At 47.6% G+C, this 26,179-nt stretch carries 17 protein-coding genes; 7 read left to right on the plus strand and 10 right to left on the minus strand.

Going from position 1 to position 26,179, the window contains the following annotated elements; all coding sequences use genetic code 11:
• Positions 1 to 69: 69 nt before the first annotated feature.
• The 4 genes from Cabys_RS20640 to Cabys_RS16335 form a co-directional block, all read right to left on the minus strand.
• Entirely contained in the window at positions 70 to 2,106 is a 2,037-nt protein-coding gene (locus Cabys_RS20640) for an alpha-ketoacid dehydrogenase subunit alpha/beta (RefSeq protein ID WP_006927256.1), read from the minus strand.
• A 25-nt stretch (positions 2,107 to 2,131) separates the two neighbouring features.
• Positions 2,132 to 2,326 carry a hypothetical protein gene (locus Cabys_RS16325; RefSeq protein ID WP_006927257.1) on the minus strand — a complete coding sequence of 65 codons (195 nt, stop codon included), beginning with the start codon at positions 2,324 to 2,326 and terminating at the stop codon, positions 2,132 to 2,134.
• A 128-nt stretch (positions 2,327 to 2,454) separates the two neighbouring features.
• Positions 2,455 to 3,369, minus strand: a complete 915-nt coding sequence (locus Cabys_RS16330) for a DUF1684 domain-containing protein (protein ID WP_006927258.1) — start codon at positions 3,367 to 3,369, stop codon at positions 2,455 to 2,457.
• A gap of 179 nt (positions 3,370 to 3,548) precedes the next feature.
• Entirely contained in the window at positions 3,549 to 4,463 is a 915-nt protein-coding gene (locus Cabys_RS16335; RefSeq protein ID WP_006927259.1) for a hypothetical protein, read from the minus strand.
• A gap of 268 nt (positions 4,464 to 4,731) precedes the next feature.
• Between Cabys_RS16335 and Cabys_RS16340 the strand changes: the two genes are divergently transcribed.
• The 7 genes from Cabys_RS16340 to mutY all read left to right on the plus strand — a co-directional run bounded on the left by Cabys_RS16340 (position 4,732) and on the right by mutY (position 14,416).
• A complete protein-coding gene (locus tag Cabys_RS16340; RefSeq protein WP_006927260.1) occupies positions 4,732 to 4,896 on the plus strand; it encodes a redoxin domain-containing protein in 165 nt (54 codons plus the stop codon).
• A gap of 72 nt (positions 4,897 to 4,968) precedes the next feature.
• Positions 4,969 to 5,505, plus strand: coding sequence for a FlgD immunoglobulin-like domain containing protein (locus Cabys_RS16345; RefSeq protein WP_044280993.1), 537 nt, complete (start codon positions 4,969 to 4,971; stop codon positions 5,503 to 5,505).
• The gene (locus tag Cabys_RS16350; RefSeq protein WP_006927261.1) at positions 5,502 to 5,993 is read left to right on the plus strand and encodes a hypothetical protein; all 492 of its coding nucleotides are present in this window, start codon (positions 5,502 to 5,504) and stop codon (positions 5,991 to 5,993) included. Before Cabys_RS16345 ends, Cabys_RS16350 begins: the two co-directional genes overlap by 4 nt.
• Positions 5,994 to 6,295: 302 nt before the next feature.
• On the plus strand, positions 6,296 to 6,781 hold the full coding sequence (locus Cabys_RS16355; protein ID WP_006927262.1) for a Spy/CpxP family protein refolding chaperone: 486 nt from the start codon (positions 6,296 to 6,298) through the stop codon (positions 6,779 to 6,781).
• A gap of 140 nt (positions 6,782 to 6,921) precedes the next feature.
• Positions 6,922 to 7,818 carry a formylglycine-generating enzyme family protein gene (locus Cabys_RS16360; protein WP_006927263.1) on the plus strand — a complete coding sequence of 299 codons (897 nt, stop codon included), beginning with the start codon at positions 6,922 to 6,924 and terminating at the stop codon, positions 7,816 to 7,818.
• 92 nt (positions 7,819 to 7,910) lie between these two features.
• A complete protein-coding gene (locus tag Cabys_RS16365) occupies positions 7,911 to 12,773 on the plus strand; it encodes an Ig-like domain-containing protein (protein ID WP_006927264.1) in 4,863 nt (1,620 codons plus the stop codon).
• 542 nt (positions 12,774 to 13,315) lie between these two features.
• Positions 13,316 to 14,416, plus strand: coding sequence for an A/G-specific adenine glycosylase (mutY, locus tag Cabys_RS16375; RefSeq protein ID WP_006927265.1), 1,101 nt, complete (start codon positions 13,316 to 13,318; stop codon positions 14,414 to 14,416).
• On the opposite strand, the gene Cabys_RS16380 is transcribed toward mutY, so the two are convergent.
• The 6 genes from Cabys_RS16380 to Cabys_RS16405 all read right to left on the minus strand — a co-directional run bounded on the left by Cabys_RS16380 (position 14,399) and on the right by Cabys_RS16405 (position 26,168).
• Positions 14,399 to 17,047 carry a patatin-like phospholipase family protein gene (locus Cabys_RS16380; protein WP_006927266.1) on the minus strand — a complete coding sequence of 883 codons (2,649 nt, stop codon included), beginning with the start codon at positions 17,045 to 17,047 and terminating at the stop codon, positions 14,399 to 14,401. The genes mutY and Cabys_RS16380 overlap by 18 nt on opposite strands.
• Before the next feature lie 22 nt (positions 17,048 to 17,069).
• A complete protein-coding gene (locus Cabys_RS16385) occupies positions 17,070 to 20,462 on the minus strand; it encodes a DUF4175 family protein (RefSeq protein ID WP_006927267.1) in 3,393 nt (1,130 codons plus the stop codon).
• Positions 20,463 to 20,467: 5 nt separating this feature from the next.
• On the minus strand, positions 20,468 to 21,112 hold the full coding sequence (locus tag Cabys_RS16390) for a DUF4159 domain-containing protein (RefSeq protein WP_006927268.1): 645 nt from the start codon (positions 21,110 to 21,112) through the stop codon (positions 20,468 to 20,470).
• A gap of 203 nt (positions 21,113 to 21,315) precedes the next feature.
• On the minus strand, positions 21,316 to 21,813 hold the full coding sequence (locus Cabys_RS16395; protein WP_006927269.1) for a DUF456 domain-containing protein: 498 nt from the start codon (positions 21,811 to 21,813) through the stop codon (positions 21,316 to 21,318).
• A gap of 14 nt (positions 21,814 to 21,827) precedes the next feature.
• Positions 21,828 to 22,538: an STAS domain-containing protein gene (locus Cabys_RS16400; RefSeq protein ID WP_006927270.1), complete on the minus strand. Its 711-nt coding sequence runs from the start codon at positions 22,536 to 22,538 to the stop codon at positions 21,828 to 21,830.
• Between the two features lie 24 nt (positions 22,539 to 22,562).
• Positions 22,563 to 26,168 carry a SpoIIE family protein phosphatase gene (locus Cabys_RS16405; protein ID WP_006927271.1) on the minus strand — a complete coding sequence of 1,202 codons (3,606 nt, stop codon included), beginning with the start codon at positions 26,166 to 26,168 and terminating at the stop codon, positions 22,563 to 22,565.
• Between the last annotated feature and the right edge of the window lie 11 nt (positions 26,169 to 26,179).

The following is a 26,179-nucleotide window of genomic DNA, read 5'->3' on the forward strand; positions in this document are numbered from 1 at the left end:
AATTCTTCCTTTCCTGACTTTTACTCGCACACACTTCAACTTGTACTCTCTTAAACTTGTAACCGGTCATTAATAAGCCAACAATTCTCTTGCTGCTTTCACAACATCTTCCGTTTGCGGTAGAGCGGCTTTTTCCAGCACCGGACTGAAAGGCACGGGCGTATCTGCGCCGGCCACGCGTTTTACAGGTCCGTCCAGATACTCAAAAGCCTGCTCGGCAATTTGCGCGGCAATCTCGGCGCCAAAGCCATGGAACAGGGTATCTTCATGGGCAATCAGAACTTTGCTCGTCTTTTTTACAGAACGAATGATCGTTTCCATATCCAGCGGATTGATGGTACGGATATCGATGACTTCAATATCGGCGCCTTCTTTTTCCAGCAGGCGGGCGGTCTCCAGTGATTTTTGCACCAGCGCGCCCCAGGTGACAATGGTCAGATCGGAGCCTTCTCGTTTAACGGCTGCCTTGCCAAAAGGTAAAAGATATTCTTCATCCGGCTCGGGCGCGGCGGTGTAACTTTGACGATACAGCCCCTTGTGTTCCAGAAAGAGCACCGGATCCTGAGAGCGAATGGCCGTTTTCAACAGGCCCTTGGCGTCGGCTGCATTAGAAGGATAGGCGATTTTGATGCCCGGCAAATGGGCAAAAAATCCTTCGATATTCTGCGAATGGCAAAGCCCACCATGAATATAGCCGCCCACCGGTACGCGCACCACCACCGGCGCGCTCCAGTAATTGTAAGAACGCCAGCGCATGGTGGCCAGTTCATTGCGAATCTGCATCATAGCCGTCCAGATGTAATCGCCAAATTGAATTTCAACCACCGGTTTCAATCCGTTAATCGCCATGCCGATAGCCACGCCAATAATGCTCGATTCGGCCAGCGGCGCGTTAAAGCACCGTTCTTTGCCGAATTGCGTGGAGAGCCCCGAAGTAGCTGTAAACACTCCGCCCTTTTTATCGGCCACATCCTCGCCAAACACGTACATTTTGTCGTTGCGCGCCATCTCTTCTTTTAAAGCATGATTAATGGCATCCACCATCACCACGCGATCGCCCGACGGTTCCTGATGTTCAAAAACCAGATTCGCTGTCTCTTCTTCCGGAGCGTACAGATAATCGTACAACGTTTGCGGATCGGGATCGGCATGTTTCTGGGCGCGCTCCGCCGCTTCGTCCACCTCTTTTTTAATCTGTTTTCTAAAATCTTGCAGCTCTTCAACCGTGAACAATTCTGCTTCAAGCAGCATATTTTCGAGCCTGGGAATGGGATCGTTTTTCTGATCTTCTTCCAGCTCTTTTTTTGAACGATACTTGATTTGCGAATCGGAAGAAGAATGGGGCAAAAGACGAACCGTTTCGGCTTCGATTAGCACCGGTCCTTTGCCCTCCCGCGCTTTAGCCACGGCCTCCTTCATCACGCGGTACGATTCAAAAAAATCCGTGCCGTCCACCTTGTAGCGCTGCAGGCCTTCATAACCGGCAGTAAAGCGATAAACCGAATGTCCGGCCATCTGCTCGCTGACATGCACCGAGATAGCGTATTTATTGTTTTGAATGACAAAAATAACTGGCAGATTCTCCCGTGCCGCCCAGTTAATGGCCTCGTGAAAATCGCCCTGGCTGGTGGTTCCTTCGCCGGATGAAACATAAACCACCTCGTCTTTGCCCTGTTTTACGGCCGCCATGGCCGTACCCACGGCCTGTAAATATTGCGTGCCCGTAGGACTCGACTGCGAAACGATGCGCAATCCCTTATGGCCGTAATGATTGGGCATCTGTCTGCCGCCGGAGCTCGGATCGTCCTCTTTAGCCAGAAAATTCAAAAAAACTTCCTCGGGGGTAAGACCAAACTGCAGCACAAAGGCCAGATCGCGATAGTAGGGGTAGGCAAAATCGTAACCTGCCTGCAGCCCAAAACCGGCCGCGGTCTGGATGGCTTCATGCCCGGAACAGCCGATGTGGAAAAAACTTTTACCCTGTTTTAACATGATCAGCATTTTCTCATCCATAAAGCGGGCAAGAATCATGTTGCGATAGATCAATTTTAGAGTATCCTTGTTTAATCCCTGCAAATCCGTCTTTTTTACCTTTGTTTCCGGCATTCCAAAATTCTCCTTAATCTCCTTTTCAAAGCCCATTTTTTGCTTCTTTTTGCTGTTCGGCGCGCAGAATCGCGCAATTCATCAACAGGTAGTCCCGGAAGTCAGAAACAGGATCATAATTTCCCTCTTCCAGTCTTACGCGGCAGGCTTCTGACGCCTCATCGCCCCGCGGACAGGGGATGTCCGGAAATAACGGACACATCGCTTGTTTTTCACTCATTATTTCCCTTTCTCCGTTAAAAATAAAGCCCCGGCAACAAGCCAGGCCCGACAATACTTTATTAACTAAAATTTTCTTTAAATATTCCTGATTCTCAAAACGAAAACGTTAACACCTACACCAAAGATTTAATGCCCGTCTTCATAAATCATTTCACCGGCGGTTATTCGTACAGGCAAATGGTTTTGCGCCGGCGGCAGCGGACAGGTGGCATATTCCGTAAAGGCACAGGGCGGATTGTACGCTTTGTTAAAGTCGATGATGGTTTCGCCTTTTTGATTTACCGCTTCTGTTTCCAGAAACCTTCCCGCTCCGTAGGTTTCCCGACCGTTGGTTTCGTCGGAAAAAATAATAAAAAGCGGTTCGTTCGGCGAATCGGCCAGCGCCTGCAGGCGGAATGTGCGTCCATCCATTGTAAACTCCAGCTCTCCCGGCGATCGGGACGGCGCTTGCGTACCCAGAACCGTGGGCACCATAACCATTCTGACCGAATCATAAGGTACAAAACGCGCCTTAATCCGCCACTTTAAGTCCACCGGAAAGCGTTTGATGCCTTTGAACTGCTTGATCTTCGGATTCTGACGATCTTTCAAGCGAATGCCAAAACGTTCGCCCCGCTTAATAACGTACCACAAATAGCGTCCGCGCTCCATGCGCGTAGGCCGTCCCTGCAGATCATCTTTCAATTCGCTCTGCAAAACAAACTGTGAGTCCACCAGTACCTGCGCCTGCGGATTTAAGATTACGCTAACTTTTCCCTCGTGCAGCAAAAAACTTCCCAGCTGTGCCTGCCCATTTTCACCCGGAAATTCAATATCATGCCCCCTGCCAAAACCAAAGGTGTTTTCGCCTTCTTTCAACCAGTACAATCCCGCCAGACTCAACCAGCCCTCCGGTTTTGTAAGCCGGACAACACGCTCTTTGTGCCAGCGGTCGATTGAGGCCCGGTAGGTCTGTTCATCAACGCCTTCTTGTTTATTACAAAAGACGGCAGCGGCGATGATAAAAAGAGCAAAAACAGCAAGACGGACCAAACGTTTCATTTACAATTTTCTCCTTCCTGTATCGATTTATTCAAACGCCGGAAGCCCCATTTTACACAAAGTGCGCTTCCCCTTCATTTACGGTTAGCTGACAACGGTTACTGAAAAACTTCGACATTTAATGATTTACCGCTCATTTTTTCGGGAAAGCAACGGCGCTTTTACAGTGTTTAAAAATTTTAATACAGATAAAACACCAGGCCCACCACAAATGAGCTACGATCGTCCATAGATTGATACCCCTGCGGCTGCAAAGCTTCAACAAACCCATAGAGCCGGTAGCGGTAAAAAGCTGTAACGCCTAAAACAGGCGTGATGTTCATATTGCTTCCAAAACACAATTGCACATGCATTCCTGACACGCTTTTGTTCTTCCATTGATTGTATCGGTATTCTTTCAGGGTGCCGCTCCCCCATCCTACCTCCACCCCGTACAGCCAGCCAGCCACACGGCGGTAGTCCACCCACAGCAAACGAGCGCTCACACCGGAAATGCGCCCATCCATAAACACCATCTCAGGCCCTGTTTCGCCCGCAGCAGTCGATTCATAATTGTACGATGCTTCTTGTGTGTAATAATGAACGCTTATGGTCGAGGGCAGATATTTTTTTTCAGTGAGCCTTCGGTAGAGCAACCCACGATAAAAGCCCGGGCTGGCAAGCTCTAAAGAAATTCCCGTTTTTTTAAAGACGACGTTTCGCTTTTTTGTATGAATAGTCTTGCCGACATCGTCTCTATATTTAATCGAAGCGTATAATGTGCCTAATGCAAATCCAAGAGCTCCCCCGCCCAGAGTTGCCACTGCGTAGGCAATGGCGCACCCCAAATCGCACGTCGGCTGATTGCGCGTATTAAGCCAGATGAGCCCGGCGCCCAGGCTCGCTCCTGCTATGCCGGATAACACGCCGTACTTTGCTACCTGATAGGCGTAACGATTGAAGTATAAAATACTCCTAGCGTCAACACTATCAGGTTCAAAAACTTGCCACAATGCTGGAGAACGATATTCCAGAATACGCGAAGTTTCCGTGTTCTGCGCTTCCAGGGATGAGAATATGATAAAAATCAAAATAAAAACGCGCAGGCGCTGCATATAATCCCCCCTTTTGATTTTCAGACAATTTACATAGAATGGGCGGTAATAATCAAATTCTGACTTTCCAATAAGTGCAATCGGTTTAAATATTAACGAATTAAAGATCAGAAGTACCCCCAAAAAAAATTAAACCGGCTGTGATATGATTTCCTGCAACATATTGATAATTGGTGATTTTTTTAAACGTCTTTTAAAACTCCTGAAATTTCCTTGAATTTATTTACGTTTGATTTATTAATGATCATATTATAGAACGGAGAAAGAAATGCGCATTATTTCACTGGTTTTAATATGGGCTTCCATCAGCCTGTCACAAAACGTCGGCCAGCCTGCGCCGGATTTTACCTTAACCGATCTAAACGGCGTTCAGCATAAACTATCTGACTATCGGGGAAAAATCGTGTACATTTTCTGGTTTGGCTACAGCTGACCTTTTTGCATTTCTGCCGGCGGCAGTACAGAAACCGGAATCTATCAAAAATATACGCGCGACGACGTGGTAGTGCTTGGCATCGATTGCTGGGATGGCAGCCAACAATTCGTTGAGAATTTCAAAAACAGCACCAGTCCACCACTCACCTACCCCCTGCTTTTAAATGGCAGCCAGACCATGCAAAACTACCAGATCGTTTACGACTACAGTACGATTATTGATCGGCAGGGTATTTTACGTTTTAAGGCAGCGGGCGTGCCCTTACAGGAAATTCAACAAACCATCGACGGCTTATTGGCCACGGCAATTGATCAACCAAAAGCCCCTGTCCGTACATTCCGTTTAATCGGGAATTTTCCCAATCCTTTTAACCCTTTTACAACCATTCGCTTTGAGTTACACAAATCCCAGCAAATCGAATTGCAAATATTCGATTTGAATGGTAGATTAGTGCGGCAATTGGTAAAAGGCACGCTGCCTGCGGGGTTGCATCAGGTTCAATGGGATGGCCGCGACGATCGACAGAAGCCGCTGCCTTCCGGCAGTTTTTTTTACCGATTGTCCGCTGAAGGACAACAAACTAAAAAGATGCTTTTGATCAAATGAAGTTTTTACGAATTCTGTTTTTGATTAACACACTCGTCGTACTGGTCTTTTTTACGCTACTTCTTACTTCGGAATCTGAAAGCGCTTTATCGTCCGACTTTACCACGGATATTCCCAGGCCGGCGGCTTTTAAGCTGCTGGTCAAACAGTTGACCGCTTCCGGCGAATCGCCCCTTACCATCGAATTTACTTATGGAACTAACGACCATGCTTTAAAACTTTCGTATCAAATGCAGCGAGACGAAGTAAACTACCGGCTGACCTTACTTCCCGACATGGATTCCCCTTCCCTTTTCGCCTGGAAAGAAATGCGTCATCAGATCACCTTAAAAGAACTGGTGGATGGAAGCACCGATATTCAGTGGCAGTTAAACTACCGCGTTTCCGGCTGGACGGCGCGTTTGCTGAACCGCTTTTTCTGGAAGCCCGCGCTGCAAAAATTTTTAAATGAAAAAATTAATGCCTTGAAACAATCGTTTGCCAGTTGAGGATGAGAAGAAAAACTCCTATTTCCGCAGGGATTTAACCAATCACCGAGAGCTCAGAGAAGTCACAAAGGGCGCGAAGAATGTTTCAAATTAAAACATTTGTCCTCGCCCCCTGCGCTGCATCTTTTGCATGAGTATTCCAGGAACTCGGCAGTTTTGCCGCCGCCCTTCGGCAGTTCTGTCCTATATCCTTTCTAATTACGCTGTTTTCACTGACAAACCGCCTTTTTTTCTCCTGGCACGATTATTGAACTACATTAAAGCAAATGTCAAAGTTTTACCAAAACAAAGGAGGTTACATTATGTTAACCAAAAAAATTTATTCCGTCGTAGTAATCGGTTTGCTCCTGGTGGGTGGACTATTCGCTCAGCCAGGTCCCGGCCCAATGCAGGGACAGTTTGGCAATATGCCCATGCTCAGGGGACTCGATCTGACTGCCGAGCAGTTGAACAGCGTCCTGGATATCCGTCTTGATATGCAAAAGAAGATGATAGCCATGCAGGGCGATTTGCAGAAATTACAGAAAGATTTCCGCTTAATGGTTATTGACGAAAAAGTTTCTGACAAACAACTGGAAAAACAATTACAGAAGATTCATGATCTAAAATTAAAAATGGCGCTGGAAAGAGCAAAACATCATCGGCAAATTCGTTCGCTTTTAACCGATGCCCAGAAGAAAAAATTCGACACCATGTTTCTAATGGGACATAAAGGTAAAAAGGGTTGTCGGCCAATGATGCAACCCGGTATGAAAATGGGGCCAAAAGGTTTCCCTCCCAGACCATAAAATTGCACACAACGATTCCAAAGAGCCCTGTTTTTACAAGCAGGGCTTTTTTTTTACCATTTTCTCTCCTGAACATCAAGTTTTCTCTTTTTTTTTCGACTTTATATTATTAAGGCTTGAAAACAATTGAGGAATAATAGATGTTAAATAAAATAATCATTCTGGCTTTGCTTGCTGCTTTTTACTTTACAGGCTGTCAGTCAAAAATAGATTTTCTGAAAAAAGAGCAATCGGCAAAAACCATGGTTAGCTCTGGCCCAACGCTTCCGCAGGAGTTTGACGGCATGATTTTAATACCCGGCGGCTGGTTCATGATGGGGTCAAACAAAAAAGCCGACGAACAGCCGGTGCACAAAGTTTACGTAAAATCGTTTTACCTGGACAAATACGAAGTAACCGTTGCCGAGTTTAAGCGCTTTTGCATTGCCACAGGCCGGCAGATGCCTCTTCAGCCCTTCTGGAATTCGGACAACCATCCGGTAGTCAATGTTAACTGGTACGATGCCCAGGCTTACGCTAAATGGGCCGGCAAACGCCTGCCCACCGAAGCGGAATGGGAATACGTGGCTAAAGCCGGGGGCAACTCCCTGAATTACACACTGACCGCTGAGCGTTCCTATATAACGTCTTTGGGCAATGTGGCCGATTTTTCTCTGCGGCAAAAAGATTACCACCGCATCGTCATGAATAACTACGAAGACGGTTTCCCTTACACTTCGCCGGTCGGTTATTTTCCGCCCAATCCTTTTGGCATTTATGATCTTGAGGGAAATGTATTAGAGTGGTGCGCCGACTGGTACGATCCGCAATATTACGCCCAATCCCCCGCGGAAAACCCCACCGGCCCGGCGCAGGGTAAGTACAGAGTAATCAGAGGCGGTTCATGGAACAGAAGCGGCGATTACTTACGCACCACTTACCGCACCTGGTATCCACCGGAATGCACCTTTGAATTTTTGGGATTTCGCTGCGCCATGGATGCGGAAGCCGCCTTGCCTGCGAAAAAAATAAATCCACTTTTAACAAATAATCAATAATCGTAAAGTATGATTTAAATCAAATCAAAGTCAGGTAGCTTTTATTACCTTTGAATAAACATTTTGTGAAAATTTTGACAGGAGGTCATCGTATGCGAAAAGTTTTTTACTTAGTATCTTTTATCCTGCTCGCAAGCTCATTTTTGTTCGCCGACACCTGGAGTCAATCTACCATCAGCGCCAACACCACATGGACTAAGAACAATGCTTCTGGCGACGGCGTGTGGATTGTGGATGTTCCCAACGACACATTGATTGTCGAGGCCGGCGCCACTTTGACCATCGAAGCCGGGGTTACTGTAAAATTTCATGATGATGTATTGTTTCTGGTTTATGGTTCGTTGATCGCCGAAGGCAACACCCAGGATTCAATCATTTTTACGCTGGATGACGCGCCGGGCAGCGCCACGGAATGGAGCGGCATCAAACTGCTTTCCGGGGCTTCAACGGTAAATAAACTGATTCACTGCCGCATTGAAAAAGGCGATGCCGATATCGACCTTTCCGGCGGCAAGGATTACGAGAACAATGGCGGCGGCATCTTTTGCGCTGCTTCAATCGATTCCAATACGGTTATCAAACATTGTACGATTCAGCATAACAAAGCGGTTGAAGGCGGCGGCGGGATTTTTACCGCAGGCGCGCCAAAAATTGAATTTAATTTGATCCGTCACAACATTGCCGGTCAATACGGCGGCGGAATTGGCATTAAAGGCGGTTCGGTATTCGAACTGGCTACTCCGACGCTTAAAAATAATATCATCATTCACAACAAAGCCGACGGACTGGGCGGCGGCGGAATCGGCTCCTTTGCCAACACCAATATGACCATGCTCAACGACCTGGTTTACGACAATTCCTCGCTCAATGGTTCTGGCGGCGGTATTTTTCTTTACAGTTCTTCCAGCCTGCTCAGCGGTAAAAATTTAATCGTCCGCGGCAACTCCGCCAACTCCAGCAACCAGATATTCGGCGTGCCCGACTTAACCTACTCCAACGTCGAAGGCGGCTACTCGGGCGAAGGCAATATCGACGCCGATCCTCAGTTTAAAGACGCGGCCAACGACGACTTCCATTTCGAAGCCAACTCGCCCGTGGTCGATGCCGGAGATAACACCAATGCGCCAACTGTCGATTTTGACGGCGAACCGCGCCCCTTTGACGGCGACCGCGACGGTACGGCGGTGGCGGATATGGGACCATACGAGTATCAGAACACGCCTCCGCAAATCGTTTCTCAGCCCGTTACCCAGGCCACCGAGGATCAATTGTACACCTATCAGGTGGTGGCCGAAGATCCTGACGCGGAAGAAGTTTTGACCTATGCCCTGCTGCAGGGGCCCGCTTTTTTAAGTATGGACGCCGCTACCGGCCTGCTTTCTGGAACGCCCCAGACCGATGAAGAAGCCGGCGATTACACGGTGGTTATTCAGGTTTCTGACCTGAATAATGCCACCGATACGCAAACCTTTACTTTAACGGTTGTGGCCGTCAATGACGCGCCGATCGTTTCGGATATTCCCGACCAGACCATTGACGAAGGTCAATCCTTTACACAGATTTATCTGGATAATTACGTGGAAGATGAAGACAATGCCGACAGCGAAATGACCTGGACCTATTCCGGCAATTTGCAGTTAATTGTAACCATCGATGAAAACCGGGTGGCCACCATTCAAACACCCGATTCCGACTGGTACGGCAGCGAAACTATCACCTTTACGGCCACCGATCCGGGCGGCCTTTCCGGCAGCGACGCCGCCACCTTTACGGTAAACAATGTGAATGATGCGCCGGTCGTCTCCGATATTCCCGACCAGACCATTGACGAAGGTCAATCTTTTACACAGATTTATCTGGATGATTATGTCACCGATATTGACAATGTGGAATCGGATCTGACCTGGACATACAGCGGCAACCAGGAGCTCATCGTGACAATTGATGAAAACCGGGTTGCAACCATCAGCACGCCCAACGCTGACTGGTACGGCAGCGAAACCATCACCTTTACGGCCACCGATCCGGACGGCCTTTCCGATAGCGATCCGGCCACCTTTACAGTGAATGCCGTAAATGATGCGCCGGTCGTTTCCGACATCCCCGATCAGACCATCGACGAAGGCCAATCCTTTGTGTCCATTGCGCTCGACGATTATGTAACAGACGTGGATAACGACAAATCGGAACTGACCTGGACTTACAGCGGCAATCAGGACTTAATTGTTGTTATTTCTGCCGACCATATTGCAACGGTTTCTGTGCCTGATTCCGACTGGTTCGGCGCCGAAACCATCACCTTCAGGGCCACCGATCCAGACGGCGCTTACGGAGAGGATGCCGCAACCTTTACCGTTAACAACATCAATGACGCCCCCGTCGCGGTTGACGACAATGCTACCACTTCTGAAGATGTGGCCGCCACCATCGATGTGCTGGCCAATGACTCAGATGTTGACGGAGATAATTTACTGGTTAGCGCAGTTAGCTCTCCCACGCACGGCACGGCAGTCATCGACAACAATCAGGTGATTTACACGCCTGAAACAAACTGGTCGGGCAGCGATTCATTTACCTATACCATTGACGACGGCAATGGCGGAAGCGCGCAGGCAACCGTTTATGTGACCGTTGAAGCGGTAAACGATGCGCCGGTTGTCTCTGATATTCCCGATCAAACCATTAACGAAGGCGAAACCTTTAGCGATATTGTATTGGATAATTACGTGAACGACGTGGATAACGCCGATTCCGAGATTAACTGGACGTACAGCGGCAATCAGGATCTGCAGGTTTCCATTTCGGCCGATCGCGTGGCGCACATTGCCATCCCCGATCCCAACTGGAACGGCAGCGAACAGATCGTTTTTACGGCAACCGATCCGGGCGGCTTAAGCGACCGTGACACCGTGACTTTTACCGTACAGCCGGTTAACGATCCGCCCCTGGCTGTGGATGACCACGCCGCCACCAGCGAAGATTCCTCGTTGCACATTGCCGTCCTGCAAAACGATTCGGACGCCGAAAATAATCCGTTGACCATAACTCAAATTTTGAATTTAAATCACGGTACGGCCAGCATTGTGGCCGACACATTGATTAAGTACACGCCGGCCGCCAATTATTACGGCGACGACTCCTTTCAATACGTGGTCAGCGACAACAACGGCGGATTAGACACGGCTTCGGTATTTGTAACTATCTCGCCGGTTAACGATCCGCCCATGATCAGCGGCCTGAATGAACAACAGACCAACGAGGGGCAGGCTTTTGAGCCCATTGAACTCGATGCTTTTGTCAGCGATGTGGACGATCCGGACAGCGTTTTACAATGGCAGGCAGGCCCTACACAAAACATCGCGGTTTCTATATCCAATGACCGCGTGCTCACTGCCCAACCCGTTGATGAAAACTGGTACGGCTCTGAAATCGTTGTGCTCACGGTTACGGATACTTCCGGCGCCATGGATCAGGATTCCGTCAAGTTTACAGTGCTGCCGGTTAACGATGCGCCCGTGGCCATGAACGACACGGCCAGCGTTGCAGAAGACAGCAGCCTGGTTATTGCTCTGCTTGAAAATGATTTTGATGTCGACGGCGATTCGCTACAAATAGCGGCCATCGATTCTGCTCTGCACGGCCGGATTGCGCTGGCAAACAATCGCTTAACCTATAGTCCGTTTGCCAACTTTTTCGGCGAAGACAGTCTGAGCTACGTGATTAGCGACGGCAACGGCGCTCTGGACACGGCAAAGGTCTTAATTACCGTTACGCCCGTCAATGATGCGCCGGTTGTGATCCAGATGGACGATCAGATCATTATGGAAGGGCAATCCTTCGACGTTTTTGCGCTGGATAATTACGTAAGCGATGTGGATGATCCGGACAGTTTATTGAGCTGGTCGGTCAAAGGACAGATAGAACTTTCTGCCACGATTACGCCCCAGCGTTTTCTCTTTGTGGAACCGCCTTCAAGCGAATGGAACGGCAGCGAAGTATTAACATTGACCGTTGTCGATACGGCTGGGCTGGCGGATAGCATGACTGTTACGTTTGAAGTGCTGGCCGTGAACGACACCGTTAGCTTTAGCCTGCCGCTGCCAACCTTAACCTTTAAGGAAGACGACTCGCTGCTCTATGACATTAGCAACTGGTATCCGTATGTGGAAGATAAAGACAATCCCGATTCGACATTAAACTTTGATTTGACGGGCGCAAAGGTCGTTACGGTTGTAAAGAAAGACCACGCCTTCCTCCTAAAAGCGCCGGCCAACTGGTTTGGCAGCGACACTTTGACGCTTACGGTTGACGACGGTCTGGTGGGCAATTCTACCAGTGTATTGGTTAATGTAAAAGCGGTTAATGATGCGCCTGAAATCAGGAACCTGCCATCTGAGATCACCTTTGACAATGACACCACTTATGTTTTGACCATGAAAGACTTTGCCTTTGATATCGATACGCCCGATTCTCTGCTAAGCTGGAATTTCATGGTCAGCAATGACTCTTTGAAATTTAGCTATGATACGGAATCAACTAATCTAACGTTAAGCGCGCCGCAGTTTGCCGGAACGGTTCAGCTGACCTGCATCCTTAGCGACGACAGTTCCGCCACGACCAGAGACACCATCGAAGTGGTGGTTACCTCGCCCACCGGCCTGCAGGACGATTTGTTCTCGCAAATTCCGAAATCATTTGAATTACGCCAGAATTTCCCTAATCCGTTTAATCCATTGACTAAAATCCGTTTTGGTCTGCCCAGAGCCGGAAAGATTTCCATTACGGTTTACAATATTCTGGGTAAAAAAGTGGCTACCGTTTTTGAAGGCGACAAGCCGGCGGGCTACCATGTGGTAACCTTCAATGGTTCGCAACTGGCTTCAGGAATCTATTTTTACCGTTTGACCACTGAAGACGGTAAGGCTTTTATCCGTAAGATGGTGCTTTTGAAATAGAAGTACTTTCTTTAGCAATTTGAGATGAATCCGGATGCATGGTTTGCCGTGCGTCCGGATTTTTTTTTAGCTTTTGGAACGGAGTGAAAAAGTAAGGGGAAGGGGGGAGATATAGAAGTTGGGGGAAAGCCCGCTCTGACAGAGCGGGCTTTTTTGTGGGCTGAGAACGCAGCCCGGGGCAACGCCCCGGGCTTACACTCTTAATCCCACGTCATGATCATTTCGGCCAACTGTCTTTGTAAGGCCGGACGTTATTTGTGTTTGACTTATCGGCGGTTTCACGCGGTGATATCACCCAATGACAATCCCATCGTAAAAGAGAAAGTCGGAGCGCTCTTTCAGAGCGCTCCACCCTCACCTCCCCCACCACAGCCCGGGGCGTTGCCCCGGGCTTCTCCCCCTCAACATCCCCACCACCTATCTTTTTTACGCCCATTCTTCCTTGCATTTATTTTTCCCTTTCCATAAACCTCACTGTTTTTTGCAAAATATTTTTTCCTTAACTTGCGTTATCCAAAATAAAAAGCAACTTACGGAGTAAAATGAAAGAAATTTCCCTGGCCCTGGTTCAATGGTTTAAACATCACAAAAGAGACTTACCCTGGCGCCAAACCAACGATTGGTATCCCGTGTTTCTGTCGGAATTTTTATTGCAGCAAACCCAGGTAACTCAGGCAATACCTTATTATCAAAAATTTATCCGGCGTTTTCCTACCATTTTTGAATTAGCCCGCAGCATCGAAGACGATATCTTGCAAATGTGGGCCGGACTGGGCTATTACTCCAGAGCGCGCAACCTGCTAAAAGCAGCCCGGCAAATTGTAACCCATTTTAACGGCCGCTTTCCTACTGATCTTAAAACTGCGCTCACCTTACCGGGAATCGGCCCTTACACCGCCGCGGCCGTCCTTTCCATCGCCTTCAACCAGCCATTATCCGTAGTCGATGGTAACGTCATTCGCGTCATATCCCGTTTGTTTGCTATTGAAGACGATGTTCGGCTTTCCGCCACACGTAAAGCCATTCAATTAAAAGCGCAGCAATTGCTTTTACCGACGCAGGCCGGCCTTTTTAACGAAGCCATCATGGAATTAGGCGCCCTGGTTTGCAAACCGGCCGCTCCATTGTGTGCGCAATGCCCGCTTCATACCAGCTGCCAGGCTTTTCACCGCAACAAGGTGGACGCCATTCCTTTTAAGTCTTCTACGCCTGCCAGAAAAAAGCGATTTCATCTGGTGTTCGTCATTCGCCACGGAAGCTACTTACTGGTCGGACAAAGGCCTGGCAAAGGCATGCTGGCCGGCATGTGGGAATTCCCTACCATCGAACTCGACGCGCCGCTGCAAAAAAACTCTCCGCAGGTTGCAGCCATCCTGAGCAGCAAATTTCCTCAATTTACCGTGAAAGCCTGCAAACCCATGCCGGTTCTGAAGCAGATTTACACACACATTCATCTGCAATACCGGCCGATTTTACTGCAAAGCGCCGCAAAAATCTCTTTTAATTCTGAAAAATACATTCAGACGCGCTGGATTCGGCGGAACGAGCTGGAAGAGTGGGCCATTCATAAAGCCCACCAAAAAATTTTACAACATGCGCAATTTAAACAATGGTGGATGGCGTCGTCAGTAATTGAATCCTAAAGAAATATAGCCCACGGTTCTACCTCCCGTCAAATGCCCGATGGCAAAATGAAGCGGCCCCAGAACCGTGTCGATTCCCAGCGCGCCCCCAATACCGGTAAAAAAATCTTCCAGAGAAAACACCAGCTGTGGATCGAGCCATATTCCCCCCAGGTCATAGCGCGCCGAAACATAAAAATTCCTGAACATGAAATTATCGCGCAGGAATGATTCCAGAGGTAGTTTGATGCGATACTCGCCGCTAAACAAAAACAACTGTCGGCCAAAATATTCGTTTTTGTAAAGACCGTAAAATTCATCCATACCGCCCAGCCGAAAATTCTCGGAAAAGGGCGTACTGCGATCGGCCACGCCAAAAAAGGTGCGCACATGCCAGGTGGCCCGCTTTCTGAAGGTGTAATAACCTTCCAGATTGACTAAAATTTTAGTAAACGGCTCCGTGCTGCCCAGCACCAATTTATTGCCCGATTCCCACGACCAGTAGTTATTGATCCCCTTCGTAGGGAAGTCGATTCGATCGCGTTTGTCCGCAATGGCTTTAATGGCAAAAGTCCGCAAATTGATGTTTTGTGTATACGGAAAAACGCCGTCTTCTTTTACATCCTTAATATTTTCGTGGCGCAGCTCAATGATAAACTGCCCCAGCCGCTGGAGCTGCTGGCCGACCTGAAATCTTACGCCTCGCCGCTCTTCTCGATAGCTGCCGCCCTTTCCGGACGGCGTTGTAATGGGATTCACCTGCCAGGTGTAATAGCCCTGCAGGTCAAAGGTCAGATAGGTCGTAAAAATCCGGTCGTCTCTCAATTTGAAGCCCACCTTGCCGTCTTTTGTGCCAAAGCGCCCCACGAACATGGACTTAATGCCCATGCCCAGTAAGGCCTCGTCCCCGAATTCAATATAAAGCTGAGCGCGGCGATCCGTATCGTACTTTCCGCCAAAACGCATAACAACCGATGATTTTTCTTTAACTCTTACAAGCAACCTGTAATCCGGCCCGTTTCCTGAAATATCAACGGTCACACGATCAAACAGCTGCGTGGAATACACATTTTGAATGGCCTGCGCAATATTTTTCCAGTTAAACACGCGTCCTTTTTGACGCGAAAATTCGCGAGCAATGACGTAATCTTTTATCTTTGTATTTCCGGAAATCTCAATCTCTTTAATGATGCCTTCGTTAATATGAATGGTTAAGGTCTGCCCATTCCTGTCCCAGCAAACGCTATCTATCCGCATCAAAGAAAAACCGTCTTCCCGGTAAAGATCGGTAATGTTTTTCAAATCTTCTTTTAACAACGCCACATTTAACGGTTTTCCTTCCTGCAAAAACATTAAATCGCGGACGGTTTTTTCATCCTTTTGCTGAAGCCCTCTAATATTGATCGTTTTTATTGGAGGGAAAGGTTCAACATGAACGCCAACTTTTAACGAATCACCCAGCGTATCTGCGAAAACTTCGATTTTTCGGTAGTTACCCGTGGCGGCCTGCTCCATAAGGTTGTTAATAATATCGCTCAGAGCAACCCATTTCTTTTCCATGCTCAGTAACTTTGCCGCTTCCTCTATTTCGAGGGTGGACTGATTGAAGGCGATACGCTTAATAAAAAACTTTTGCGAAGATTGATGACTCCGACGTTTAATCAACGCCTTAATTTCGGAAATATGTTTTTTTGCTTCTTCAAAACCTGTGTGTACAAGTTCATCCAGGTTGGAATAATCGTCATTGCGGCGCAGGCCAACAGGCGGCACGATAAGCACATCGGCATTTTTCCGCTCTAACTGGCGTTCCATTTCGGCCATGATGGTCGTCGCCTGATCAACAATTTGCCAGGGCGCGTTAATCTCGTCCTTTTTCCGCAGAGGCGAAGTTACATCCACGGCGATGACCAGGTCGGCGCCTTCGCTGCGGGCCACATTGACCGGCAAATTGGAACGCAGCCCGCCATCCACCAGAAGCATGGAATCTCTTTCGATGGGCACAAAAAGCAGCGGAATACTACTGGAAGCGTTGATCGCCTCGGCCAGATTGCCGTCTTTTAACACAATGGTTTTACCGCTTACCAGATCGGTAGTCACCGCCCGGAAGGGAATTTTTAAACAATCAAAACTACTGGTGGCCTGGTAGCGCGCTCGCAAAATAATATCCGATAAAGTCATCAAAATACGCTGGCCGGGAGAAATGGCAACCGGAATATACGGCGTGCCGTTTTTAAAACGCAAATTGACCAGGTACCGATCCTGCTCGCCTTTTTGCCCGACAAACAGCGAGGTTCTTTGTGTTCTATCCTGGTAAATTTCGTCCCAGCGAATGGATTGCATGATCTTCAGGATTTCATCTGTGGTGTAACCCGAGGCGTACAATCCGCCAACCACGCTGCCGATACTGGTGCCCACAATCAAATCGATGGGAATTTTGTACTTTTCAAGCGCTTTGAGCACCCCAATATGAGCCACGCCACGCGCTCCGCCGCCGCTTAACACCAGGGCAACTTTTGGATGTTTTTCTATTGGCCCTCTTGTTTCTACCACGATTTGCCCGTTGCAAAACTGATACGCCTGTTCAAAAACCAGGCCCGTCCGTCCGGAAAGTGTCAAAAGCAAAACAAAAAAAACCGTTAAGCTCTGGCGCATCAGAAAAAAATCCCCATCTGCTTTATTGATTTTCGTTCTGGTAACGTTCCATCAATTTTTTAAAATAAGCCTCAATCAAAATCTGGTAGTCGCGATTGTAGCCCTGTTGCAGCGCATTGCGCATGGCATCCTGCAGTTGTTTTAAATCCAGATCATAAATATTTTCTAGTTTTCGCGGATCGCGCGCCAGGTATTTTTTTGCCTGCTCTGCTTTGCGCTTTTTGGAATATTCTCTTTCGCGAATGGACTTCTGAGCGTCCAGCATGCGGGACAAAATGCGCTGCTGGCGTTCAATGGTTTTGCGGCTAATATTTTTATTGAGCAGATCCTTCACCACCTTTTCCATTTCCTGCGCCACCTGCCCCAGCCGCCCAAGTACGTTCTGCCGCTCGCCCATTTCTTCGGACAATTTTTGCAGAGCCTGTTTCAGCGCAGCTTGTTGCGCCGCCAGCCGCTGCATGGCCTGTTGCTGTTCCAGCGAAAGCCGACCCTGGTTGCCCTGACCAAATAGATTCATCGTTTCGTTATTAAGCTGCCCCTGCTGGTTGGCCATTTGCTGAAGTTGCTGCATAAATTGTTCAAAACCGGTGCCGGACGAACTGCCAGCCATTTGTTGTTGCGCTTGCATCATCTGTCCGATGCTTTGATTGAGCGCCGACATGGCCTGCCGTTGTGATTGCATGGCGCTGTTTTTGAATCGCTCGCTTAATTGCTGCAACGCCCGATTCATGCTGCGCGCGGCGTTTTGCAGACTTTTGCTCATTTGCGGTTGAATGAAAAACGTCTCCTTCGAAAGCTGAACAACATCGGAAATGGCTTTGTTCAAATTTTCGTTCAGTTGCCCCTGCTGCCGAATCACCTCGTTAAACTTCTCGCTTAACTGTGAAGTTTGCTTTGTTTTTCGCTGCAACCGTTCCTGAGCCTGCGATAATTGCAACAACCGCTCAAGCGTACGTTGCATCTTTTGGGCGATCTTTTGCTTACTCTGGTTCAACATCTTCTGGTATGCCTGCTGTAATGCGCTCTTCATGCTTTGATATTGCTGCTGCAACCGCTGCGAACTATTTTGGGCCTGCGTCGTATTCGACTGTTGAAGGCTTTGCTGCAAATCTTTCAATCCCTGCTTCATCTCTCCGTTTTGCATTTGCGTCAAGGCAGAATCGATCTGCTTTTGTGCCTCAGGATATCTGGCCAGCATGGGATTTTTTTGCAGCTCCTGCAAATCAAATTGCAGCCGGTCGGTTAGCTGTTCCTGCTTCTTTTGCTGCTGCAACAGTCTGTTCTTCTCCGCGCTGTTCAGTTTCTCTTTTTCTTTCAACTGCTGCGACATTTTTTCCTGCTGTTTGTACAGCGCCTCGGCCTTCTTTACCAGCTCTTCCATCTTTTGCTCAAACTGCACCTGTTTAAGCAGCTCCATGGTGCGCTCAATTTTTTCTTCAAATGCTTGCTGATTAAGCCGGAATTCTTTCAGCGCTCTCTCCACATCTTTGGGCCGTACGCCCTTTTCCAGAGCCTGATTTAATTTCTTCAAAGCCTCTTCCAGTTCGGGTGTCAAAACTTCTCTGAACAAATCCTGCAACTTCATGTATTTTTGTAAAAGCTCTTCGCTGATCAAATCGTTCTGTTCCAGTTTTTTTATGGCCTCGTCCAGCTCTTTGCGAATTTGCTCCACTTTCTTCTGCAGCCGTTTCTGACGTTCCAGATCCTGCGCCAGTTGATTTTTCTTTTCCCAATCCAGTTTTTGCGATTGTTTGATCTCCCGTTCCAGCTTTTCGAGATTCTCTTTCATTGTTTTGGCTTCTTTAACCACGTCTTGCAAATCTTCCACATTCTCCTGCTGGGTTTCATCAACCGCCTGAAATATCTCTTCGATAGATGGAAAGCGAATGTAATAAATCCGACTCTTTCCCCTTCCCGGCCCGTTGATTACATTATTATCCAGCGCCATAGCGTAATATTTAAACTGATCGCCAAAGGCCAGCGGAAAAGTGTTAAAATCCAACACGTGCGTGATTGAAACGTGTTTGGCGCCCTGTTCGGCAAGCGGCAGAGATATGGCCTGCCACAGGGTATCGCCGCGCGGCGGATCGTGGACAATTTGATAAACTATTTTTACCTGCTGCAAACCAAAATCATCACGGGCGTCAATACTTACCGGTAACTGCGAATCGAGCGTTAATTCCAGGTCTTCTCCCGGGCGGACAATCTCCACCAGCGGCTGGTAGTCGCTTAAAACCGAAAGACGGTACCGGATTGGATTGCGATTACGATAGCCGGCGGTATCGACCAGCACAATGTGGTAGGCATCTTCTTTTTTCAATGTAAAGCGACCGGTTGCGATTTGGTTGTTAACATTCATATTCAAAGTATCGCCGGATTCAAAAACCAGCCTGGCCCGGCGCAAAGGGCTGGCGCTTACCGCCCGTACCTTTATGGTTGAGCCGCGCAGAGCCTGAACATCGCCGATATTGCGCTCTAACTTTTGTATTCCAAGCCCGGTGTAAGAAGGCGGCAAAACTGTTACATCCAGAATTTTTACAAACGGCAGCGCAATAACCTTTGCCCTGAATTCCCTGGATTCCAGAAAGGAGTCCACACCCTTTTTTAACAACGGCTCGCCCGCAATTTTGTAGGTAAACGACTGCTGAACATTTTTCAAAAGCGCCGTAAAACCATTATCTACTGGCTGACAGACTAAAAATTGTTTGTCGCCCGTATGATGAATGACCACATAACATTTCTCCAGCTCCGGTCCCCGGTACTCAACGCTAATTTTCAACGGATCACCTTTTACAAGCGTCGTGTCGCCGGGTAACACTTTAAATTCAAACGCCGGCAACTGAGCGTAAGTCCTGGTCGGATTCAAAATACGCAGCGTCGAAATCCACAAAGCATCATGCAGCAAGCCAAACATTAGCAAAAACACCAGCCCAAAACCAGCGGCCCATTTCCACTCAGGGAAAAAGTTTTTAAAGCGAATAGCCCGTTCAAAATCGTAATCCTCATAGCGGGAAACGATTTGGCGCACGGCGGCCTCTTTTAGCTCTTCCGAAACCAGTCGTTCTTCATTTTCATGCGCCAGTTGATAAGCGTTAACCAGATCGTCTCCTATTTCCGGGTACAGCCTGCCCAGTAAACGCGTTAATGCTGAAAGGTCGCTTTTACGGGAAAGGGAGAAATATCTTTTGATAGGATTGAACAATAAGGTAAAGACCAGCCAGAGCACAACGCCCAAATTAATAAACCAGATGCCCCAGCGCGTAATTTCCGAAAAATAGAACAAATCGTCGGCCAGAGCCACGCTCAACCACAAAAGCAAAACGATGGTCAAAAAGCGAAGCGTGGAGGCCAGCGCCTGCATTCTAAAATAACGCTTTCCAAAACCGTAAATTTTATCTGTAAAAAAATCTGTCATGATGCTTAATTTAACAATCCGTAAATAAAAATGTTCACGGCCATTTTCAGGGCCTGTTCTCGGATTTCCGCAGGATCTCCGTGGATTTCAGGATCTTCGCAACCGTCGCTGATATCAGTATTCCAGCTATAAAAACAAACCAGCCGGCCTTCGTAAATTAGTCCAAACCCTTTTGGAGGCCCCCCTGCATGTTCATGCACTTTGGGCAATCCGTTGTTAAATTGATAGTAGATGTGATAAATGGGATGGGAAAAGGGCAATTCTACAAAATTCAGTTCCGGAAAAACTTTTTTCATTTCTCGCCGAAACGATGCGTCCATGCCATAATCATCATCGGCAAACAAAAAGCCGCCGGAGGTTAAATATTTACGCAACAGGCGCGCTTCTTCATCGGAAAAACGGATGTTGCCATGCCCGGCCATATAAGCAAAGGGATACTGAAAAAATTCAGCATCCGTAATGCGATAGGCAACTTCGCGCGTTGCAACATCAATATTGAATTCCTGCTTTACTCTATTCAGAATATTGCGCCAGGTCGTTTTGTTGCCGTACCAGTCGCCTCCGCCGCCATAATGAATACGCACCGGAGCAACAGGCTGCGTATAGCCGGCGCTGATAACCATCAGCAGCAATAATAATTTTTTAATCATAAAAAAATCCCGAAATGTGCTAACATTTCGGGATAAATTAAGGTAAAATGTAATATCTAACAAGATTATCTTTTAACCGATGCTTTACCCCTGCTGCAACCGCTTAAAGCGGAAATCGTAATCTTTTGCAGAAAGAAGGAGTTTCGCGCGAGCCGCAACCTCCTCCAGAGGAAAATAGCCGGCTTAAAGACGGGGGCAATTTTCTACAGATGCGTAACAATCATAATGCCAAGCGTAACGGCGCCGATTACCTTTACGCTCAATCCGCCGATTCGTCCTAAAAAAGCGCCATACGCAGCTTTTAAACTATTCTGAATTTTAGCGCTTCTGATAAATTCCACGATAAAGGTGCCGGCAAATACGCCTAAAAACGAGCCGATCACGCCGCCCAGCACCGGCGTAAAAAACGCGCCGGAAATAGCTCCTGCAATGCCGCCGATAATGGCGCCGGCCACGCCCCAGCGCGACGAACCGTAATGCCGCGCCGATATGGAAATTAAAATAAATTCTAATGCCTCAAACAAAATCATTACCGCAAAAATGGTCAGAACAAAACCAAACGAAAACTCGCTAAAGCCTGTCGAAACCGCATAAAACAAACTGCCCAGCGCAATCAAAACATTGCCCGGGATACCAAAAAAATTGGCTATGGTAGATGCCGTTACAATGGAAATTAAAGCAATTTCTAAAATCGTTGTCATAAACCTTTCCTGAATTAATTCGAACTCATTGCAAATTGATAACGCTTGGACTTGGAATTTAGATCCATTGCAGCCAGAATGGAACGAACTTTAAACCAGCCGACCTTTGTAAAGCCGTACTTTTCGGTATTTAATCTCTTCTTTATTCTGTAGGCGCCCAGACTCGGGTCTTCCTTAATAATCTCTTTGATCTTATCTTCCAGGCTTAAATTGGCCGGGTCTATCGTCCGCTCTTCCTGGATGGGTTCTTCAGGGGCTTTGGGCTGACTTGCAACGCTGGCCTGAGGCGCTGGCGCGGTATCTGCGACTTCTTTTACCGGTTGAGCACTTTGAGGCTTACCGGCCGGAGCAACCGACGCCCCGCTCTCCGCCATCTCAAATTTATTGATCGCTTCATCAACCGAATCATACACATCCAGAATATGGTGAAATTCCAATAATTCAAAGATCTCATAAACGTCGGGCACCATTCGAACCAGCTTCAGGTCTCCGCCATTTTCTCTGATAGATTTAATCTCACTGATGAAAATACCCCAGCCTGCGCTGCTGATGTAATCGACATTGCCCAGGTCCACAATAATATTAAAGCGACCTTGTTTCAGAAGGGAATCGAGCGCTCTCTCCAGTTCAGACGCGGTGGTAGTATCTATGTAACCGCCAACCTTGATAATAGAAATATGATTCCGGCTACCCGCTACTTCTGTTGAAACTTGAATACCTTCCATTGATTCCTCCTTTAGCGATGGGCATTATTTTGTTTTCTGCCCCACTATCGCATCATCAGAAATTATTTTTTTATTTTTTAATTGCTCCCTCAGGCGTTGCAAAGGATTATCGGCAGAAACTTGTTTTTGTTGATAGGCTCTTATTAATTGGAAATTCATTATTCCTACTGCATTTATGGTCTCTATTAACTTATCGTAAGATGCAAATATATTATTATTTTTGAAATAATTCAATATAAGTTTAACGCCTTGTAAAATTTCCTCCCTTTCCAATTCATCAAAACGCAATTTGTAAAAAGAAAACAAACTGTGCATCTCTACAAATAACTGCCTTATTGCCTGCATCTCATCTTTCTTTAACATCGGATGAGTTTTAATAATTTTTAACAAAATATTGATTTTATTGATCACGTTGGGCAGGTGATCGGATTTGACGGCAGAATCTAATAACTCAATGATTTGGTTGTAATCGTCTTTAACCAACCGGAAAAACTCTTCCGCTCTATCGCTCTCATATTTATCTGCCATCATCTTTCGCAGTTCGGCGGCCGAATAGGCATTGCCAATCAATTCCTTTCCGGCGGATTCCGGTTCTGCAGGGCCGGGACTCTGTAAAAAGGCTGAGGTATCCTCTATTTTTTTCATATCGGAAGCGATGGCCGTTTCTTCGGGCGTCTGGTCTGTTTTCGCTTCTGCCGCAGGTTCTTTAGCCCGCTCTTCGTCCTCTTTTATTTCCGCTGGCGCCGCCTCTTCAACGTCCGGTTCATTTTCTGGGCCAGATTCCGCTTCCGCCAGTTCGCTGGTTACGCTTTCTGATTGTTCAACAGTCCCCGCGATGGTCTCTTTTTTTGTTGAACTTTCTTCGGTTTTCTCAACCAGCTCTTCTTCAACGATCTCTTCGGAATCCTCTTCGCTTTCCGCCTTTTCAGATAAAGGGGTTTCAACCCGGGCTTCATCCGCGTCGTCGGTCTTTGCCGCTTCTACCGTTTCCGGAGCCGCTGTTTCTGCAGCGGGCGACGCTTCTTTTTCGGAAACTTCCTCGGCCGTTTTTTCTGCCTGTTCCTCCGTCGTCTCCTTTTCTGATTCTTCGCTCACCAGTTGAATGGATCTTTTAAGAGGCTTGTGCGCGCGCTCCTCTTCCGGCACCGGCGTGGCAATAGTTTTACCCATGCGTTGTGCCACCACCTGAGCGCTTGATTCAAAATTCAAAATAACCTGACCATCCAGGGTTAACAGCGGGGTTCCTGGCTGCTTCAGCGGACGCGTTCCGCCTTTTTCAATCCACCGTCGCCTCAGGGTTTCGGTGTTCAGGCGCATTCTCACAAGTTCATCATAAATTCTGTCCGGATCCACTTTTATATTGCCATACTCATCTCTGCGCAATTCGTAGGCGATGAGCTTTGGCCCAAATTCCGGATGCTTTCGGACGATGTCGTAAATCTTTGTTTTAACCTCAATGCTTAAATGTTTTTTCTCGATCGGATCGTCCATTACCGAAAGGAATTCTTTAAGAGCATTTAATCCCTTGCTTTCGATAATATTTTTGTAGCGGTAATAATGGGCGGGCGAAACTTTCAACTTAGCCAGGGCGTCTTTAACCTTCATACCGGAATCGATCAGCTTTTTAAGCTCTTGCTGCGTTCTGATGATGACCTCGCTGGGCATCATCTTTTCACGAATGGCCACTACCGTAATGTCGTCATTTTGCGGTGCCCCGCCAGTAAATTCCTTTAGTTCTTTGTTGATCGTTTTAATAAACTCCACCACGCTCAAATGCGCGTTTCGGCGGATTGAATCCAGAAAACGTTCTTCGCGGTACAATTCGCGTTTACGGTTCATGGCTTCCGTAACGCCATCGGTGTAAAGCACCAGGATGTCGTCTTCACGCAGGCGGATGGATTCGGAGGTAATGGTGCGACGAAAAAGGTCCGGATCGGGCAATTGAATTCCCACCGGAAAGCCCGGCGGATTCAAATAGTAGGTTTGCTTGGTAGAATTGCGGTAAAGGATCATGGGATTATGACCGGCGCTGGCAAAATGAATCTCCCGGTTACGCGAGTCGAGCACCACATAAAACATGGTCACAAACATGCCGCGCTTCATGTCATCCACCACAAACTCATTCACGCGCGCCAGTACATCGGCTGGATTTTTATTGCCCCGCGCCTCAAGACGCAGCGCCGTCCGGATCATGGTCATAATCATGGAGCCGGGCACGCCCTTACCGGAAACATCGGCCACGCAAATGCCAATGGTGTCGTCGTCCACTTCCACAAAATCGAACAGATCGCCGCCCACCTCTTTGGCCGCCTCGTAGTAAGAGGCGATGTCGTAGCCTTCCACTTTGGGAAAATCACTGGGCAGGAGCATTTGCTGAATTTCCTGCGCCACCTGCAACTCTTTTTGCAGCTTTTGCTGTTCGACCAGAGTGACCTGCGCTTCACGAAACTTATTGGTCATCTCATTAAAGGCCTGAGCAATTTCACCGATTTCATCGGAGGCGTCAATATCGATTTCGTCCTGATCCACCTTGCCGTGCACCACCTGCCGTACCCATTCGGCCAGACTGTGGAAAGGCTGTAAAATACGATGGATGAGAAAAAAGATGGGCACATAACCTGCGATTAAAATGATCATTAACACGATGATCAAACGCAGTTTTTTGTTGAAAACCAGGTCTTCAATGGTCTTTTCATTCACCCAAACGTGCACTTCGCCCAGTTGCAGACCGTTCGTCATTTTTACCGGAATCGACAGGTCTTTAACCGTTAACGTATCGTTAACCTGATAGGTTGACAGAACCGCCCGCTGAACGGTGTCGGGCTTTTCTGCGACCGGTTTGAACGCCAACTTTTTAAAAGGATAAATTTTTTCCGGATTGCTCCAGGCCAGAAGCGAGCTATCGGCATCTACGATAAACACCTCGTAAATAAAGGTAGGATGGCTGGCCCTTACTTTATAAGCTTTTTCGAACAGGATCGCCGAATTTTCCGCCAGCATATCGTCAACAATATTGGCGGCAAGCGCTTCGCCGGCTGTCGCCGAAAGCGTGTAAATATCGTTCCTGATATTTTTCTCAGTATTGTAATAGATGGGCACAAAAAACAACAGCGCAATAATGGTAAAAATAATACTGGCCAGAATCGAATATTTAGCCTTTAAATTTAACGCATTCCACTTTTCCAGAAGTAACGGCTCATGGGTCTGATCCCGGAACTTGGTCAAGCGCAGCTCATTTCCTCGCTCGGTTACGGCATACTGCATATCGTCCATTAGCTTGCGCATCATCAAAATGCCCAGCCCGCCTTTTTTGCCGATTTTAATGTACTTGTCCAGGTCGGGTGTATTGGCCTGGCGGGGGTCATAACTAATTCCCTGGTCGATGATGATAATGGTCAGGCTTAACCTGCGAATGATGGCCTTGATCGTAATTTCACCGTTTTTAATATCGCGATAGCCATGGCGGATGATATTGGTACAGGCCTCATCAACCACCAGTTTAAAAGAATTGATAATTTTGTCGTCAAACCGGAACTTCTTCCCGATTCTTTCGATGAAATCCCGCACCTGAGTCAGGTAACTCATCTGGGCGGGAATGGTAATCTCTTCTTTTCGGACGTTTTTAAACATTTAAACTACCA

Source organism: Caldithrix abyssi DSM 13497, from assembly GCF_001886815.1.
Lineage (GTDB): Bacteria > Calditrichota > Calditrichia > Calditrichales > Calditrichaceae > Caldithrix > Caldithrix abyssi.

What these genes read in the sequence shown, in the direction of transcription:
- Cabys_RS20640 (WP_006927256.1), bottom strand. Translation starts at nt 2,106, where the DNA reads ATGCCGGAAACAAAGGTAAAAAAGACGGATTTGCAGGGATTAAACAAG.
- Cabys_RS16325 (WP_006927257.1), bottom strand. Translation starts at nt 2,326, where the DNA reads ATGAGTGAAAAACAAGCGATGTGTCCGTTATTTCCGGACATCCCCTGT.
- Cabys_RS16330 (WP_006927258.1), bottom strand. Translation starts at nt 3,369, where the DNA reads ATGAAACGTTTGGTCCGTCTTGCTGTTTTTGCTCTTTTTATCATCGCC.
- Cabys_RS16335 (WP_006927259.1), bottom strand. Translation starts at nt 4,463, where the DNA reads ATGCAGCGCCTGCGCGTTTTTATTTTGATTTTTATCATATTCTCATCC.
- Cabys_RS16340 (WP_006927260.1), top strand. Translation starts at nt 4,732, where the DNA reads ATGCGCATTATTTCACTGGTTTTAATATGGGCTTCCATCAGCCTGTCA.
- Cabys_RS16350 (WP_006927261.1), top strand. Translation starts at nt 5,502, where the DNA reads ATGAAGTTTTTACGAATTCTGTTTTTGATTAACACACTCGTCGTACTG.
- Cabys_RS16355 (WP_006927262.1), top strand. Translation starts at nt 6,296, where the DNA reads ATGTTAACCAAAAAAATTTATTCCGTCGTAGTAATCGGTTTGCTCCTG.
- Cabys_RS16360 (WP_006927263.1), top strand. Translation starts at nt 6,922, where the DNA reads ATGTTAAATAAAATAATCATTCTGGCTTTGCTTGCTGCTTTTTACTTT.
- Cabys_RS16365 (WP_006927264.1), top strand. Translation starts at nt 7,911, where the DNA reads ATGCGAAAAGTTTTTTACTTAGTATCTTTTATCCTGCTCGCAAGCTCA.
- mutY (WP_006927265.1), top strand. Translation starts at nt 13,316, where the DNA reads ATGAAAGAAATTTCCCTGGCCCTGGTTCAATGGTTTAAACATCACAAA.
- Cabys_RS16380 (WP_006927266.1), bottom strand. Translation starts at nt 17,047, where the DNA reads ATGCGCCAGAGCTTAACGGTTTTTTTTGTTTTGCTTTTGACACTTTCC.
- Cabys_RS16385 (WP_006927267.1), bottom strand. Translation starts at nt 20,462, where the DNA reads ATGACAGATTTTTTTACAGATAAAATTTACGGTTTTGGAAAGCGTTAT.
- Cabys_RS16390 (WP_006927268.1), bottom strand. Translation starts at nt 21,112, where the DNA reads ATGATTAAAAAATTATTATTGCTGCTGATGGTTATCAGCGCCGGCTAT.
- Cabys_RS16395 (WP_006927269.1), bottom strand. Translation starts at nt 21,813, where the DNA reads ATGACAACGATTTTAGAAATTGCTTTAATTTCCATTGTAACGGCATCT.
- Cabys_RS16400 (WP_006927270.1), bottom strand. Translation starts at nt 22,538, where the DNA reads ATGGAAGGTATTCAAGTTTCAACAGAAGTAGCGGGTAGCCGGAATCAT.
- Cabys_RS16405 (WP_006927271.1), bottom strand. Translation starts at nt 26,168, where the DNA reads ATGTTTAAAAACGTCCGAAAAGAAGAGATTACCATTCCCGCCCAGATG.